At 51.5% G+C, this 16,245-nt stretch carries 16 protein-coding genes; 7 read left to right on the plus strand and 9 right to left on the minus strand.

Going from position 1 to position 16,245, the window contains the following annotated elements:
• Positions 1–2: 2 nt before the first annotated feature.
• Complete coding sequence (locus tag Q7T66_RS06000; RefSeq protein ID WP_304932422.1) at positions 3–1,223, minus strand: DUF418 domain-containing protein; 1,221 nt, start codon at positions 1,221–1,223, stop codon at positions 3–5.
• A gap of 108 nt (positions 1,224–1,331) precedes the next feature.
• The gene (locus Q7T66_RS06005; protein ID WP_304932423.1) at positions 1,332–2,252 is read right to left on the minus strand and encodes a YihY/virulence factor BrkB family protein; all 921 of its coding nucleotides are present in this window, start codon (positions 2,250–2,252) and stop codon (positions 1,332–1,334) included.
• 181 nt (positions 2,253–2,433) lie between these two features.
• On the opposite strand from Q7T66_RS06005, the gene Q7T66_RS06010 reads away from it, so the two are divergent.
• Positions 2,434–2,763 carry a hypothetical protein gene (locus tag Q7T66_RS06010; RefSeq protein ID WP_304932424.1) on the plus strand — a complete coding sequence of 110 codons (330 nt, stop codon included), beginning with the start codon at positions 2,434–2,436 and terminating at the stop codon, positions 2,761–2,763.
• Between the two features lie 13 nt (positions 2,764–2,776).
• On the opposite strand, the gene Q7T66_RS06015 is transcribed toward Q7T66_RS06010, so the two are convergent.
• A complete protein-coding gene (locus tag Q7T66_RS06015; protein ID WP_304932425.1) occupies positions 2,777–3,760 on the minus strand; it encodes an NAD(P)H-hydrate dehydratase in 984 nt (327 codons plus the stop codon).
• A 7-nt stretch (positions 3,761–3,767) separates the two neighbouring features.
• Positions 3,768–4,550: a histidine phosphatase family protein gene (locus Q7T66_RS06020; protein ID WP_304932426.1), complete on the minus strand. Its 783-nt coding sequence runs from the start codon at positions 4,548–4,550 to the stop codon at positions 3,768–3,770.
• Positions 4,551–4,959: 409 nt separating this feature from the next.
• On the opposite strand from Q7T66_RS06020, the gene Q7T66_RS06025 reads away from it, so the two are divergent.
• Positions 4,960–6,504 (plus strand): glucan biosynthesis protein G, encoded by a 1,545-nt coding sequence (locus Q7T66_RS06025; protein WP_304932427.1) that lies wholly within the window; start codon positions 4,960–4,962, stop codon positions 6,502–6,504.
• A complete protein-coding gene (mdoH, locus tag Q7T66_RS06030) occupies positions 6,504–9,092 on the plus strand; it encodes a glucans biosynthesis glucosyltransferase MdoH (protein WP_304932428.1) in 2,589 nt (862 codons plus the stop codon). Before Q7T66_RS06025 ends, mdoH begins: the two co-directional genes overlap by 1 nt.
• A gap of 20 nt (positions 9,093–9,112) precedes the next feature.
• On the opposite strand, the gene Q7T66_RS06035 is transcribed toward mdoH, so the two are convergent.
• From Q7T66_RS06035 to Q7T66_RS06045, 3 genes are all read right to left on the minus strand, one after another.
• Positions 9,113–9,340: a hypothetical protein gene (locus Q7T66_RS06035; RefSeq protein WP_304932429.1), complete on the minus strand. Its 228-nt coding sequence runs from the start codon at positions 9,338–9,340 to the stop codon at positions 9,113–9,115.
• A gap of 67 nt (positions 9,341–9,407) precedes the next feature.
• Positions 9,408–10,322 (minus strand): pseudouridine synthase, encoded by a 915-nt coding sequence (locus tag Q7T66_RS06040; RefSeq protein WP_304932430.1) that lies wholly within the window; start codon positions 10,320–10,322, stop codon positions 9,408–9,410.
• Entirely contained in the window at positions 10,319–11,158 is an 840-nt protein-coding gene (locus tag Q7T66_RS06045) for a rhodanese domain-containing protein (protein WP_304932431.1), read from the minus strand. Before Q7T66_RS06045 ends, Q7T66_RS06040 begins: the two co-directional genes overlap by 4 nt.
• A 233-nt stretch (positions 11,159–11,391) precedes the next feature.
• Between Q7T66_RS06045 and Q7T66_RS06050 the strand changes: the two genes are divergently transcribed.
• The 3 genes from Q7T66_RS06050 to Q7T66_RS06060 all read left to right on the plus strand — a co-directional run bounded on the left by Q7T66_RS06050 (position 11,392) and on the right by Q7T66_RS06060 (position 12,516).
• On the plus strand, positions 11,392–11,913 hold the full coding sequence (locus tag Q7T66_RS06050; protein ID WP_304932432.1) for a hemerythrin domain-containing protein: 522 nt from the start codon (positions 11,392–11,394) through the stop codon (positions 11,911–11,913).
• Positions 11,914–11,974: 61 nt separating this feature from the next.
• The gene (locus Q7T66_RS06055) at positions 11,975–12,175 is read left to right on the plus strand and encodes a hypothetical protein (protein WP_304932433.1); all 201 of its coding nucleotides are present in this window, start codon (positions 11,975–11,977) and stop codon (positions 12,173–12,175) included.
• A gap of 41 nt (positions 12,176–12,216) precedes the next feature.
• A complete protein-coding gene (locus tag Q7T66_RS06060; protein ID WP_304932434.1) occupies positions 12,217–12,516 on the plus strand; it encodes a hypothetical protein in 300 nt (99 codons plus the stop codon).
• A 20-nt stretch (positions 12,517–12,536) separates the two neighbouring features.
• Here the strand turns inward: Q7T66_RS06060 and Q7T66_RS06065 are convergent, their stop codons facing one another.
• Positions 12,537–13,616 carry an AI-2E family transporter gene (locus Q7T66_RS06065; RefSeq protein WP_304932435.1) on the minus strand — a complete coding sequence of 360 codons (1,080 nt, stop codon included), beginning with the start codon at positions 13,614–13,616 and terminating at the stop codon, positions 12,537–12,539.
• Positions 13,617–13,853: 237 nt separating this feature from the next.
• Complete coding sequence (oxlT, locus tag Q7T66_RS06070) at positions 13,854–15,119, minus strand: oxalate/formate MFS antiporter (protein WP_304932436.1); 1,266 nt, start codon at positions 15,117–15,119, stop codon at positions 13,854–13,856.
• Positions 15,120–15,861: 742 nt separating this feature from the next.
• Between oxlT and Q7T66_RS06075 the strand changes: the two genes are divergently transcribed.
• A complete protein-coding gene (locus Q7T66_RS06075) occupies positions 15,862–16,236 on the plus strand; it encodes a hypothetical protein (RefSeq protein ID WP_304932437.1) in 375 nt (124 codons plus the stop codon).
• The last annotated feature ends 9 nt before the right edge of the window (positions 16,237–16,245 follow it).

Genomic DNA, 16,245 nt, shown 5'->3' on the forward strand with positions numbered 1-16,245 from the left:
TTTTATTCGGCGCTGACTATCCCTTTGTTGACATAGCGTCGCCACAACATTTCAATCGGACCTTGCGCATGACGCGCCAGCCACCAACGACTCCAGAATAATTGCAGCAGCATGATCGCGAATGCAATCGCCAGCCATCCAGCCGGCGTCCATGTCGCACCGAGTCCAAAGCCGAAGCCTTGTATCAAGATCGAGCACAGCAAGGACTGTGAAAGGTAATGCGTCAAGGCCATCTTGCCGACAGGCGCCATCCAGTTATCCAGCCAACGTCCAATGCTTTCTTCAGCTAGTAAGATGGTGGCGACATACGCCGCTGCCAGACAGGTACCGCCTACCGGCAGCCACGCATACAGCAGGAAAGAATAAACCGATGGATGCAAAGGATCGATTGCTTCGACCACCACCATCGTGGCCCATGCGAGATTGAAGGGAATGCCAATCGCAAAACCTATCCATTGCACTCTGCGCCAGAATTTTATGTGTCGTACTGGCTGCGTTAACCAGCCGAGTCGCACTGACAGTACGCCTAATAAAAATAGCACTGCGATATGCGGCAAGATGAATATCGATTGCGTCGTGACGGACAGATAGTCGCCTACGCGTTGTATCCCTATGCTCAGCAGATTGCCTTCTGTATAAACCACGCGTCCGGCTTCCACCGCAGCGACGGTATTAATCGCTTGATCCTGCAAGGCAGCAGGGCTGACCATTTGCAAGCCGAGAAAAAAATTTCCCAGCAACAGCGCAAAGAAAATGACGAGCCAGACGCGCAGCCTAGTGCGCACTTTACGCAAGCGCGCGCCGGTCAATCCAGCCAGTATAAAGAATCCCGCAATCGCATACACCGTCAAGATGTCGCCGAACCAGATTGCCGTGCCGTGCACCACGCCGCAAGCCAGCAACCATTTCAGACGACGTCGATACAAACGTTCAGCATCGCTCCAGCGACCAAGCTTTTGTTTAAGTGAACGCGTCACCATCACAAAGCCCGCCCCAAACAAAAATGCAAAGATAGGATAAAACTTTTGCTCGGCAAAGAATGCGGTGAACGCGATAGACAGCACATCGAAAATCGATGCGGTCGCCGGCAACACGCCGTAGCGCAAACTCTCAAAGCCCCAGATGAAAGACCATACGTTCACTAGCAGAATGCCGAACACGGCAATCCCGCGCAGAGCGTCGATGCGGGCTAAGCGTGAAGTTTGATTTGAAAGAACTGTCATTGAATCTTGATTGAAAGCGACCTGAGTTGGCGTCTTGAAAACAGTTTCAAGATCACGCCGTAAATAAAACAGACCGCAGCCTTGTACGGCCTGTTCAAGATGAAGAAATTATTCGGTGATGACAGCCTGTGTTGCAGTAGCGGTTGCAGTTGAAGTAGCCGCCGTTTTTTCCTTGATGCGTTCCAGACGTCTTTGCGAAAAGACCCAGGTAAATTCAGCCCCCAGCAAAAAAATCTGCGCAGAATAATAAATCCACGCCAACAAGATCACCAGCGAACCGGCGGCGCCGAAGCCGGACGCCATATTCGTGCCGCCCAAATACAGACCGATCAAAAATTTACCCAGCGTGAACAAGATGGCTGTCACTGCCGCGCCCACCCACACATCGCGCCACGGTATCGATGCACGCGGCATGAACTTGTAAATCATGGCGAACAAACCAGTGACGACCGCAAACGATACCGCCAAATTCAAAATCTCCAGCACGATGCCCCAGTTGCCGAGGATGCTGCCCCACCATTTGCCGAGTGCTGCCAGCGCCGCGCTTAACACCAGCGAGATCAATAGCATGAAGCCGAGTCCCATCACCATGCCGAAAGACAGCAGACGTTTGCGCGCCATTTTCCACAGGCCGCCACGTTTGGTTTCTGGCGGCACTTTCCAGATGCGGTCCAGCGCGCTTTGCAATTCACCGAACACCGCGGTCGCACCTATCATCAACGTCAATGTGCCTAGCGTCGCAGCGACGATGCCTTTACCCGGCTCGCTGACGGATTTCAACAAGCCTTCAATCGCAGCCGCGCCGGTATCACCGACCAGATCGCGCAACTGCTGGATGATTTCTCCTTGCGCCGTGTTTTGCCCAAAGAAAAAACCGGCAATCGCAATCACGATAATCAACATCGGCGCCAGCGAAAAGATCGTGTAATAAGCCAAGGCCGCACCCATGCTGGGCGCAAAATCATCGACCCAGGCCGTGACGGCTTGCTTGGTGATAAGCCATGCTTCGTTTAAATGGAATTGCTGCATTGTGACGCTCGCTTTCTGCGATATCAGGTTGTGCTCGCCTAGATTCTGCTCGGCTTAGATGGTCTTTATTTGCATGGTATCTGTGGCGATTGTACCGATAGTCGCGGCCATGTTGCTATGCGCGTCGCTTCCGTTGGCCTGCTATGCTGACCGCTCGTTTACGTTTTGCTTAAAAACTCTCATGTCGCGTCGCCACCATCATCATCATGTCTATGTCGTCGAATTGTCGCCCGACGTCATGTATGAGCCGCGCTTCAAAAAAGCCAACCCCGATTACATACCCGGCAAACCGTGTGTGTATGTCGGCATGACCGGCCTTGATCCAGATCAGCGCTTCGATAAACACAAGGCTGGCATTCAGAGTAATAAATACGTGGAGAAGTTCGGCCTGCGTTTGCTGCCGGAACTGTATGCAGTCTATAACCCGATGCCGTATCAGGCTGCGTGCGAAATGGAAGTGGAGTTGGGGATAGGTTTGCGTGAAGCGGGATATGGGGTTTGGCAGGCTTAACGTTCAATAATTTTCAAATTGCACGCCGCCCAAGCTTATCCATCAAGCCCGGTACTTCCCCCGCAATTTCCCGCGCCAAATAACCAAGCGAACCTACACGTTGCGCAAGTTGCTCACCAGCTTGCGCGTGCAAGACCACGCCCCAGGCAGTTGCTTGTTCTAAGGTCGCGCCACGCGCCGCCAAGCCGGCGATGATGCCGGCCAGCGTATCGCCTGAACCGGAAATCGCCAGGCCGATGTTGCCGCCTTCGTGTTGCCATGCTTCGCCAGTGGGTGATGCGATGAAGGTGATTGGACCTTTCAATGCGACGACTGCATTCCATTTTTTTGCTGTTGTGCGTGCGACAGTAAGTGGATCAGCTTGAATGCTGTCTTTGTCGTCGCCGGTCAGGTGCGCCATTTCTCCGGCGTGTGGCGTGAGGACTAGATTGGCTAGTCGCACATCTGCATTATTTTTCTGGCTAGCGTGATCGTGCGAAGGGTCGCCTTGCATGTTGCGCACTACGCCCATCGCGCAGGCGTCGAGCACAATTTTTGTGTCTATAAATTTTGGCAGCAGCGATAGAACGAAGGCGCAGATTGCTGGTTCGTCTTGCATGCCTGGGCCTATCAATACGGCATCGACTTTGCCTATCAGCGGATCGAACAAATGTGCGGAGCCGGGCAAGATGCCGCCGTCTTCAGTTTCTGGCAAGCCGATGACGCGGGATTCTGGCAGTGCCGATGCGACCAGTTGCGCGACGCTTGCGCCGGTGGCGACGGTCAATTTTCCCGCGCCGGCACGTAATGCTGAGGTGGCAGCGAGGATGACTGCGCCTGGCATTTCGCGTGAGCCGCCTATGACTAATACGTGGCCGCGATCTTCTTTGTCGCCATCGCCTGATGGGAATGGCAAGGGCCAGTTGCGCAGCGATTCTGCATCCAGTTTTTGAATGCGTCCGTTATCCACTTTGGAATTTTGTGGTGAGTCTTGCTGCGACGTTTGATTCGCTGTCATCACTACCTCAAGATTTGGGTGCGCCGGACATGTCCGGTGCAGCAGTTACTGGTGCACCGGCTTCCAGCAACGGTGCAACAAAATTGACCAGTTGCAGTTCGAGCTGGCCGAATTTTCCAACGTCGGGGTTGAATTGATAGGACGTGACTGAACAGTTGGGTACGTCGCTTGCCTTGTCGGTGTTGAGGATTTCTTCTTCTGTCATGTGCTCGAGCAGATAGCGGAAGCAGTTGACGATGACTTGATGGCCGACGATGAGTATGCGTTCGCCCGGATATTCTCGGGTGATGGTGTCGAGTACATTGCGCAGGCGCAGGATGACGTCGCACCAGCTTTCGCCGCCGGGTGGACGGAAATAAAATTTGCCTACGTGTTGGCGTTGATCGTAAAGATCGGGATGTTTTTGTGCGATACCCAGCCGGGTCAAACGATCCAAGATACCGAATTCTTTTTCACGCAAACGCTCATCGCTGATGAAGGTATGAAAATGATCGGGCTTGTCGACTGTCGGACCAAGATTTTTCGTGATGATCTGCGCGGTGTGCCATGCGCGTATGTAGGGCGAGGAAAGCACAACGGTCGGTCTTTGATTAACCGGCAGTTTGCCGAACCAGTCGCCTAAGGCTTGCGCTTGCTGCCGACCTAAATCGGAAAGCGGCACATCGATGTCGCGTTCGACAATGTCTATCAACTCCAGGCCGCGTGTTTCAGCCAGTTCGCGCGCGACGTTGCCCGCGCTTTGACCATGACGGACCAACCATATGTGGTCCGGCCATTTTGTGTTCGCCATGCAATCTCCCTGTGCATTTGCATATGCCGGTTAATGCCGATCCGCGCTGATGATGTGGCGCTGATCGGCGCTAAAACGGCAGTATGAAGTTGTTGGATGAAACGCTCGGTACGGAATCCCGCATTATTGGCATGCATTGTGCATTTGGGAAGTAATATTGAAATAGGCAAAAGCCTGCTGAATAACGGAACTTTATTGACTCTATGTAATCGGATTTAATCGACAAGCGCATCCAAGAGAAAAAGACGCTGAAAAATCGAAGAGAACCACGCCAGATGGCACTCTTCCTCCGAAAGCTCATTTTTCGTCTCAGATGGCACCGTCATCCCGGTAATATTCAGGAGCTACTCGCCTCCCGGCGAGGCAGGCTCGATATTTTTTGCTGATAGGTTGGTATAAGTTGGAAAACATGTTGCGGAATTTCTCTACGGATTGCTTCACTGCCAAGCGGGTACAGGCAGGTATTTTGTTGTTGGTTTTATCTTTTGTTTCCAGCGTGCCGGCACTGGCATTTGATTTCAATGATGTCGCCAAGAAGGCCAAGCAACTTGCGTCGACTTCTTATAAAGAGCCGCCAAAGAACATCTCCAAAGGTTTGGAGAATCTGAACTACGATCAATATCGCGACATCCGCTATAAACGCGACAGCGCTTACTGGCGCACTTCCAAATTGCCGTTTGAGCTGACCTTCTTCCATCAAGGTCGCCAATTCGCCAGCGCCGTCAAACTCAATGAGATCACCAGCAATCGCGCGCGGCCGATTCCGTTTGATGCGCGCAACTTCGATTATGGAAAAAACAAATTAAGCGCGCAGGATTTAAAGCATGCAGGTTTTGCCGGCTTCCGCGTGCATTACCCGATCAACAAAGCGTCGTATAAAGATGAGGTCGTGGTTTTCCTGGGTGCGAGTTATTTGCGCGCAGTGGGTAAGGAACAAATTTACGGTTTGTCAGCGCGCGGGCTCGCGGTTGATACGGCTTTGAATTCGGGTGAAGAATTCCCGCGCTTTGTGGAATTCTGGATAGAGCGGCCAAACGCCAATAGCAAGCAGTTGACGATTTATGCCTTGCTGGATTCGCGTCGCGTTTCTGGCGCATATCGTTTTGTCGTCAAGCCGGGTGAACAAACCATCACTGAAGTGAAGTCGCAGTTGTACTTGCGCGAGAACGTCACCAAGCTCGGCATCGCACCGCTGACCAGCATGTATTTCTTTGGCGAGAACCAGCGCGCCACCTCGGATGATTATCGACCAGAGGTGCATGACTCGGATGGCTTGTCGATTCAATCTGGCACCGGTGAATGGATCTGGCGACCACTGGTTAATCCTAAACGCTTGCTGGTGACTTCGTATGGCTTGAGCAATCCATCTGGTTTTGGCTTGATGCAGCGAGATGAAAAGCAGGCCAACTATGAAGATCTTGAAGCGCGTTACGAAGCGCGTCCGAGTGCGTGGGTAGAACCAATCGGCAAGTGGGGCCCGGGTCGTGTTGAGTTGGTGCAGATACCGACGCCTGATGAGTTGAACGACAATATTGTCTCGTACTGGGTACCGGATCAAATTCCAAAGCCGGGCACGCCACTCAATTTCGATTATCGATTGTCGTGGCATAAGGGTGCGCAAAAACTGCCGCCTTTGTCATGGGTGACGCAGACCCGGCGCGGCCACGGCTACTTGCGCAAGCCGGATGACAGCATTGCCTTGTTTGTCGATTTTGAAGGACCTATCTTCAAAAAATTGGCGAAGGAATCCAAGATCAGCATGCGCGTTTCAGTAGATGGTAATGGCGAAATTCTTGAGTCGCATGTGATCAAGAATGAAGCGACAGGCGGCTATCGCGCTGCTCTGCGTGTCAAACGCATCGATGACAAGAAGCCGGTGGAAATGCGCGGCTTCTTGCAAACCGTGAATACGACTCTATCGGAAACGTGGAGTTACATACTGCCGGCTGATTGATGGACGCGCCAATTATTCCGCTGCCGTGTAGTCATTATCTGGATCGGCTGGCCTTGCCGCCTACCGTGCGCGAGGGCATAGAAGCGCAACTCGCAGAGACGCCGACTTTATCCACGCGTGATGCAATGACGCGCTTGCATCACATACTCGCGCAGAAAAATGCTGATGGCGATAATCCAGCCTACGGCTCTGTCGTTGCACGCGCGAAGCTTGCGCTCGGACATGCCGCCGTGTGGCGCGGACGTGATGAAATTTCCGCTGCAGATACCAATGAAGATAATGCGCCGGCAGCTTTGTGTGTAGCACCGCCGCTGAATCGTGCGTCGATGGTGCCGCATCCTTGGGGCGCTTTGAATCCTTTCACGCGCTGGTTCCAGCGTGCGTTCGGCCCGGTGCGCATGAATCGGAGTCATATCGCCGAGACGAAAATTGAAGACTCTGCAGTTGCAGATGTATCAGTAAATCAAACTCCGCCTGAATTAGCCGTAGTTGCTAAAGAGCCGACTGCAAGCAGCAAAGCCAACGGCGGCATTCGACGTTTGGTCTTGTTGTTCCTGATGCTGGGACAAACTGCGCTCGCCACGTATTACATGAGTCGCGTCTTGCCGTATCAAGGCAAAGAGTGGTTGGAAATTGCGCTGCTCAGTTTGTTCGCGCTGCTGTTCTGCTGGGTGTCTGCCGGCTTCTGGACGGCGATGACAGGCTTCATCTTGCTGGCGCGCGGTAAAGATCCATTCCTGATTTCACAAACTGCATTGACCAACGGCACGATAGAGGCGGGCGCACGTACCGCGATCGTAATGCCGATTTGTAATGAAGATGTGACGCGCGTGTTTGCCGGTTTGCGCGCCACGTATGAATCAGTGCAGAAGACAGGGCAACTCGAGCATTTCGATTTCTTTGTATTAAGCGATAGCGGCAACAGCGATACCTGCGCGGCAGAAGTCGCAGCGTGGGCGGCATTATGCAAAGCGGTCGATGGCTTCGGCCGAATTTTTTATCGCCGACGTCAACGTCGCACGCGACGCAAGAGCGGCAACATCGATGATTTTTGCCGACGTTGGGGCAACAACTATCGCTACATGATTGTGTTGGATGCCGATAGTGTGATGAGCGGTGATTGCCTGAGCAAGCTGGTGCAATCGATGGAAGCCAATCCAGATGCCGGTATTATTCAAACCGCACCACGCGCTGCGGGCCGCGATACTTTATATGCGCGGATTCAGCAATTTTCGACGCGTGTGTATGGTCCGCTGTTCACGGCAGGTCTGCATTATTGGCAACTTGGTGAATCGCACTACTGGGGTCATAACGCGATCATTCGCGTCAAGCCTTTTATAGAACATTGCGCTTTGTCGCTATTGCCGGGCAAGGGACCGTTTGCTGGCGAAATCCTGTCGCATGATTTTATTGAGGCTGCGCTGATGCGGCGTGCCGGTTGGAAGGTCTGGATCGCTTACGATCTGGATGGCAGTTATGAAGAGATGCCGCCGAATTTGCTGGATGAATTGAAGCGCGATCGCCGCTGGTGCCAGGGCAATTTGATGAACTTCCGTTTGTTCTTGTCGCGCGGCATGCACTCAGTACATCGCGCAGTATTCGTGACTGGTGTGATGGCGTATCTGTCTGCACCTTTGTGGTTTTTATTCTTGATACTTTCTACTGGTTTGCTGGCGCAACATACGCTGACCGAGCCGACTTACTTCACCGAGCCGTGGCAGTTGTTTCCTAACTGGCCGCAATGGCATCCGGAAAAAGCGCTGGCACTATTTAGCGCAACCGCGACCTTGTTGTTCTTGCCTAAGGTATTGAGTGCGTTGTTGATTTGCTGGCAGGGCGCAAAACAATTCGGTGGCCGCATGCGCTTGTTGTTCAGTGTATTGATCGAAATGTTTTTTTCTATGTTGCTTGCACCAGTGCGCATGCTGTTCCATACACACTTTGTGATTTCTGCGTTCATGGGTTGGGCTTTACGCTGGAAATCGCCGCCGCGTGAAGATACCGAAACGACTCCCGCTGAAGCCTTCCGTCATCATGGTTTGCATACTCTGCTAGGTTTGGCGTGGGGCGGCGCGGTGTTCTGGTTGAATCCAACTTTCTTGCCGTGGTTGCTGCCGATTGTCGGCTCACTGGCAGTGGCGATTCCGATTTCGATTTATTCCAGCAAGGTGTCTAACGGCTTGCGCTTTCGCAAGAAAAAACTGTTTTTGATTCCGGAAGAAGCTGAACCACCGGTGGAATTATTGGCAACCGTGGCGCATGTCAAAGCGACGCCGCCACCGCCCGATTTTATCGAAGCAGTGATTGAGCCGAATTTGAATGGGGTGGTTTGTGCGAGCGGCAAGTTGCATCTACACCGTTCTGCTGCTGCACAAAAAATCAGCAACGATTTGGTACAGACTGCTTTGCTGAGTGGTCCAACTGCATTGGCTGATGCGCAAAAGAATATTCTGCTGAGCGACCCGCTCCATATGTCGCAACTGCATCTGGCAGTGTGGACTTCAGGTCAAGCGCATTCGGATTGGCAGGAGCGTATTTGTACTCAAATCAATGAGAGCAAAGACAAGGCCTTGCTTCAGGCGGCGTAAAGTGAAAGTTAGTGCTTTACTTAGATACCGGCATACAGCATTTGAAAACTGAATATGCTCATGCCCACCATCATGAGTGCGACGAGCGCGATCGGTATCAGCAACAAGATGAATGCCAGACTCCGAATTACCACTTGTCGCAGGTTTGATTCAGGACCGCCAAAACGATCTGCGGCTTTTTCTGTGAGCCAGAGCGATAGCGGGGTGATGGTGCTGCCGATAAAGCTGGTAAAGGATTCCAATGACATCGATTTCTTTCTGTAGATTGACGGGTACAGTGTAATGAGCAGTGTAAAGGATTTTTACATGGGCTTTTTAGAACGATAATTTTTGCAGGCTTTGGAATTGACGCAATTGCCCGGAAATCGGATCGACAAATTCTATCGTCTTCGCCAGCAGTTTCAATGACTGGCTGTAATCTTGATCTGCACCTTCATCCGGATATAGTTCGGGATAAATCCTGTCGTTCACGATCGGTATTCCAAGCGCCGCCATGTGCGCGCGCAGTTGATGTTTCTGGCCGCTGACAGGCTCCAGTTTGTAACGCGCCAACGTGCCTTCAACTTCAATTAAATCAATCGCAGTTTCTGCATTCGGTTCGCCCGCGACTTCTTCCATCTTCATGAAGGCAGCGCTTTCCATTAGCCGGCTGCAGTAGGTAATCGGCAAGCCGAGATCGGCACGATATGGCGCGATCGCTTCGTATTCTTTGCTGACGCTGCGTTCGCGGAACAGGCTTTGATACAGATTGCGTGTCTGCGGCTGTATCGTGAACAGCACCAAACCTGCGGTTTCTCTATCGATGCGATGCATGGGCGCGAGCGTGTCTATGCCTAGAGAATTTTTCAGTCTTACCAGCAACGTTTCTTGCAGATAGCGGCCCGCTGGCGTGACGGGTAAAAAATGCGGCTTGTCGACTGCGATCAAATAATCGTCTTGATACAACACCACTTCATCGAATGGAATACGCGCTTCGACCGGCAGACTGCGAAAGTAAAAAATCTTGCTGTTTGCTTGATAGCCACTCGCTGGCGTTAATGTCTTGCCGTGCGCGTCCAGCACATCGCCGCGTTGCATGCGCTCTGTCCATTCACTGCGCGGAATCGCAGGGAATTGTTCAACCAGAAAATCGATAATGGAAGGCCATGGACCGGGCGGCAGCGCTACGCTGCTGGGGCCGACGCCATTCCTGCTGACTGGTTTAGTCAGCGTATTTATTTTCTCGCTCACTCGCTGTCTTCATCCAGACGTTTTGCACGTTGCAAACGCCATTCCCATTCAGGCACGCCGCCGTAGACATCTTCCAGCGTGGTATCGGTTTCCTGCAGTTTGGTATCGAGTGCGATGCGGTTGTCGAAGACGAAGCATTCGCCTTCCCAGTCTTTTTCCGCGTCAGGCATTTTCTCGAAATAGTTGAGCACGCCGCCTTCGAGTTGATATACCGGTACGCCCATGTCCAGCATCCATGCGCTGGTTTTTTCGCAACGTATGCCGCCTGTGCAATACATCGCGACGCGCTTGCCGTCGGCTTGCCATTGAGGCACGTTTTCTTCTATGTATTTTGGGAAGTCGCGAAAATTATCGACGCCGGGATCGATCGCATTCTTGAACTTGCCGAGCTTGAATTCAAAGCTGTTGCGATTGTCGATGACGACCACATCGTCTTGCGCAATCAGTGCGCGCCATTCTTCCGGGCTGACGTCGATACCGGTTTTGCTGACCGCATCGACACCATTGACGCCGAGGAAAACGATTTCCGATTTCTTGTGCACCTTCATGCGCGCGAATGGCGCGGTGTCACAAGCGCTGTGCTTAAAGCGGATATCGGCAAATTTGCCATCGAAAAACGCATCGCTACGCAATGCTTGCTCGAAGGCATAAACCGCTGCGCCAGGGCCAGCCAGCACGCCATTGATACCTTCATCTGCCACCAGGATGCTGCCTAGCAAATCACGCGTCAGCTCGCGTAAATGCGTGACGACAGCGTCGGCATTGGTCAAGGCGACAAATTTATAAAAGGCGGTGTGCAACAGCGTGTCTGCTGCCAAAGGCTGGGTTTGGTTCATACCGAGATTGTCGCAGATTTACCGGGCAGATTGCGCAGACGCAAGCGTTGAAGCAGGGCAAGAGCGCATATTCTTACATCAACTAAAGCCGCTGTCTGATACGCATAGCACTGCGCGAGTACTACATTGACCCACAGGCGAAATTTACACTTTAAATAAATCATTCGCCTATAGTGGGCAAAAACACTTTCGTTTTCTGCCCGATTTCACGTTAAAAATATTCGGGAGTCATGATGACAACTGCAACTAAATCGAATGCCAAGCCAGCCAAGAAATCGCCAGCCAAATCTGCCACCAAGGCGGTCGGTCCGGATGCGGTGACTTTATTGATCGACGATCACAAGAAAGTGAAAAAGCTTTTCAAGGAATATGAAAAGTTAGCCAAAAAGGATGATGTAGATGGCAAGGTAGAGATCGCTCTGCAAATTTGCGAAGAATTAACGGTTCATGCGCAGGTAGAAGAAGAAATTTTTTACCCGGCTGCACGTGACGCAATCAAGGACGACGATTTGCTGAATGAGGCTGAGGTTGAGCACGCCACAGCCAAAGACCTGATCGCACAAATTGAAGAGATGTCGGGCGACGATCCTATGTACGACGCCAAGGTAAAAGTGTTGAGCGAGTACATCGATCACCACGTCGAAGAAGAAGAGACAGAGATGTTTCCTAAAGCGAGAAAAGCAAAAATGGATCTGGAAGGACTCGCGGTAGAGATCATGGAACGCAAGGAAGAATTGATGACAGCAATGGCGTAAGCTAGCTGGGTAACTGGCGGCATTCTTATCGGAGTGCCGTCAGCGTTACTAAGGAGACGAGATGAGCAAGAAAAATGGCGGCATCAATGACAACCACGATGCGAGCGGCGAGCAAAGCCATGTGGATGGCAATTCAGGAATCAGCAATCTGATTGATAACGAAGAATTGTCTGATCCTCCGGAAACACTCACTTCGGAACAGGCTGACGAAGCACACAAAAATGCCAAGACGCCGACCAAGCGCGACAGCAAGATTTTCTAAATTTATTCAATATTAAAAATTCGGAAACTGATATAGCAATGATGACCGAAGCGATAGGGTGGGCGAGTGCCTTGATACTGTTGTTCACAGTGTCTTCGCAGGTGTGGAAGCAATGGCGCACCAAGACCAGCGCCGGCGTTTCCAAGTGGCTGTTCATAGGACAAATCAGCGCATCGGTCGGCTTTGTTATTTATAGCTTCGCCGTGGAAAACTGGGTATTTGTGGTGACCAACACCTTGCTGCTATTCGCTGCGGTACTCGGGCAATATTTATATTTACGGAATAAACACGCCGAGCAAAAGAAAAAGCACGCTGGATACAAGAAATCGCAGCGTGCTTAGTCGGTAATACTCAAACAAATTTAATCAGGGCGATGATGTTTGTCGGTTTCCTGTTTTTGCTTCCCTGAAGAGAACATCTCCCACAAAGAAATAAACAGTGCCGCAATCACCGGGCCGATCACGAAGCCATTCAATCCCAGCAAGGCCATGCCACCGACTGTGGAAATCAATACGACGAAGTCTGGCAGTTGCGTGTCTTTGCCGACCAGAATAGGGCGCAACACGTTATCGACCAGACCGATGACCATCACCCCAAACACAATCAGCGATACGCCTTGCCAGATCGCTCCCGTCACCAAGAAGTAAATCGCAACCGGTACCCAGATCAGCGCGGCACCGACTGCCGGCAACAGCGACAGAAACGCCATTAATACAGCCCACAACAACGCACCTTGTACGCCGAGGAACCAGAAGGCGATACCGCCCAACGCGCCTTGTACTGCGGCCACGATGATGTTGCCTTTGACTGTAGCGCGGATGGCGGTGGTCAGATTGTTGAACAACACCCGTTTGTGATCTGGATTCAAAGGTGCAGCTTGTTTGATGCGCATCACAATCTTATCGCCGTCGCGCAGCAAGAAGAACAAGATGTACAACATGATCGTGAAGCTGACCAGGAAGTTGAATGTGTTCTGGCCGAGGTTGATCGCTTGGGTAGTGATGAACTGGCTACCTTGTACTGCCGCGTTCGACAGTTTGGTTTGGATAACGGTGAAGTCAGTCAGGCCGAACCTATCCAGCAGATTGACGACCCAGGCCGGCAGCGCAGCAACGATTTTCTGGAAAAACACGCCGAAGTCGAGTTGGCCGGAACGGATGGTGCCGTATAAATTAGTCGCTTCATGTACCAGCGAGATCGAAATCAGCACCAGCGGAAGCACCACCACAAGCATGCAGATTGCCAGCGTGGCGAGCGCAGCCCAATTGCTGCGCTGATTCATCTTGATTAACAGCTTGCGATAGAAGGGCGAAAAAAGAATCGCCAGTACGGCAGCCCAGAATACCGCGCCATAGAAGGGTAGCAAAATCGCGATGAACGCGAGCGAAAAGACAACCAATAAAGTGAGAAAAGTCTTTTGCTGGATTTCTGGATAGTTCATGTAGGGGTGGCCGCTGAACGGCGCGCATTGTTGATGCCGCCAATGCTACCTGAACTTGTGGCGTAAGTGAGAGCGCCAGCTCACATAAGGATGCTGGGAGGGCGAGATCGGATGTTTGGCCGGCATCAAGCTGCTGGCAAATCAAAACTCGGCCGGTGATGGTGATACAAGCAAAAACGCAGACAAAAAAAGACCGGCCTAGGCCGGTCTTGAAGAGGAACAGCTTAACTGAATGAATTATTCAGCAGCAGCTGGTTTAGCCATGTGTTTGGCGCGCATTGGTTTCAATACAAACCATGCCATCAGAGCTGCAGTTGCGTTCAACGCACTAGCAACTACGAACACTGCGTACCAACCACCGGTCGCGGTAGCCAACACTGCTGACAGTGGGACCAGCAACGAAGCGGTACCTTTAGCTGTGTACAGCAAGCCAGCATTCGACGCTGCAAATTTGCTGCCGAATGTATCAGCGCAAGTCGATGGGAACAGCGAGTAGATTTCGCCCCAAGCAAAGAACACGATACCAGTCAGGATAACGAATGCGAATGGGTTGTGGCCGTAGTGGAACAGAGCCAGGATACCAACTGCTTCAATCGAGAACGCGATAAACATGGTTGGTTCGCGACCGATTTGATCCGATACCCAGCCGAAGAATGGACGGGTCAAACCGTTCAATACGCGGTCGATAGCCAGAGCAAATGTCAACGCTGGCAATGTGAGGCCCATCATGCTGACTTGAACGTCGAACACTTTGAAGTCACGTGCAATCGAACCCAATTGAGCAGTTGCCATCAGGCCACCAGCTGCAACCATGACGAACATTGCGTACATGACCCAGAACACTGGCTCACGCAGAACTTCCGATGGTTTGTAATCGCGTTTGGTTTGTTGAACGTTTGCGACTGCATCGCCTTTTTTGTGTTCTGGAGCACGTGCCAAGAACAGCGAAACCAACACAACGATGATGCCTTGGCCGATACCGAAGTACAGGAACGCATCTTGGTAGCCGCGAGTAGCGATCATTGCCGAGATAGGAATGATGGTGACAGCAGAACCAGCACCGAAGCCAGCAGCGGTCAAGCCAGCTGCCAAACCGCGACGGTCCGGGAACCATTTCAACGCATTACCAACGCAAGTACCGTACACAGCACCAGCGCCGATACCGCTGACGACTGCTGCGAAGTACAACATAGGCAGGGAGTCAGCAAACGAGTTGATGAACCAGCCAAGGCCGCACAATATGCCGCCGACCATAACAACTGGACGTGGGCCGAATTTATCGACGAACCAGCCTTCGATTGGTACCAACCATGTTTCGGTCAGAACGAAAATCGTGAATGCGACTTGAATCGCAGCGCGACTCCAGCCGTGTTTTGCAGCGATAGGATCGACGAACAACGTCCAACCGTACTGCAAGTTTGCAATCATCGCCATGGCGACGATACCTAGGATCAATTGTATCCAGCGAAACGACGATGGACGAGTAACAGTAGCTTGATTCATTTTTGCCTTCTCTCAACTCTCAGGTATGGGAATGCACCTATGTACTACTCAGTGCGCTCGTTGCAATAAACAACTGATTCATTCGATCATTTGCAATCGCAAGCATCTTCAGAAAGCGGATATTCAGCTGACTGCGTGCATGCGATCCGTGTTTATTAAATTCAACGACGCAACTATCAGAGAAGTGATAAATCGTCGCAATAGATAAATGCAAGAATGTCTGATATTCAGATTGTGGATATCACGTATTCACGGCACGATAAGAAATAGGAAGTGTGGATACCACCTATGATTTTTGTGGATAGTACGTAAATTGTTAAGATAGTGTGAAGTGATTTGCTAGTGAATTTGCGCAAATATTTTGAGAGTTTTTTGCCTTAAGCACGCGTTTTGATTTCGGTTGTACTTCATTGCGTATGTAGTGTTTATCTAGCGCGGATGAGGTGCTTCTATAGTGCCGTGTCTATAGTGCTTCACTATATAAAGGCAGCAATGCTTATCGCTATTGGTTTACGCCAGTAGTTTGTTTCGGCAGAGCGGCGTAGTCTATGGGCAGCAATCAGCCCTAGTAGAAGAAGTTGTAGAAAAATATTTTCGTTTTCATGGAATAAAGTTGTCGCACTAACGTTTACCTCGATATCAGCGATTGCTGTGTGTTCTTGAGTTGTCCGATGCAAGCGGTTTGAAAAACGTTTTCATCATTTTGCTAGCGTCATCACCCTCACCGAAAAGGAATTACAAAATGAAACGCTCACTGATTCTGTTCTCCGCTGCTGCTACCCTGGTTTTTTCCAGCGCTGCTTTTGCGCAAACCGCACCTGTCAAAAAAGCCGATGGCATTCTGGTCAACAGCGCTGGCATGACGGTTTACACCTTCGACAAAGATGTCGCCGATAGCGGCAAAAGTGTATGTAACGGTCCTTGCGCAACTGCATGGCCGCCAGTAGCTGTTGGTGATGCCAAACTGGCTGCGCCGTATTCTGTCGTCACACGTGACGATGGTGCCAAGCAAGTTGCCTACAAAGGCAAGCCGCTGTACCTGTTTGTATCCGACACCAAAGCCGGTGATCGTAACGGCGACAACGTTAAAGAAGTCTGGCACGTCGTCAAGGACTAAGCAGTCCTG

The organism is Herminiimonas sp. (assembly GCF_030655415.1).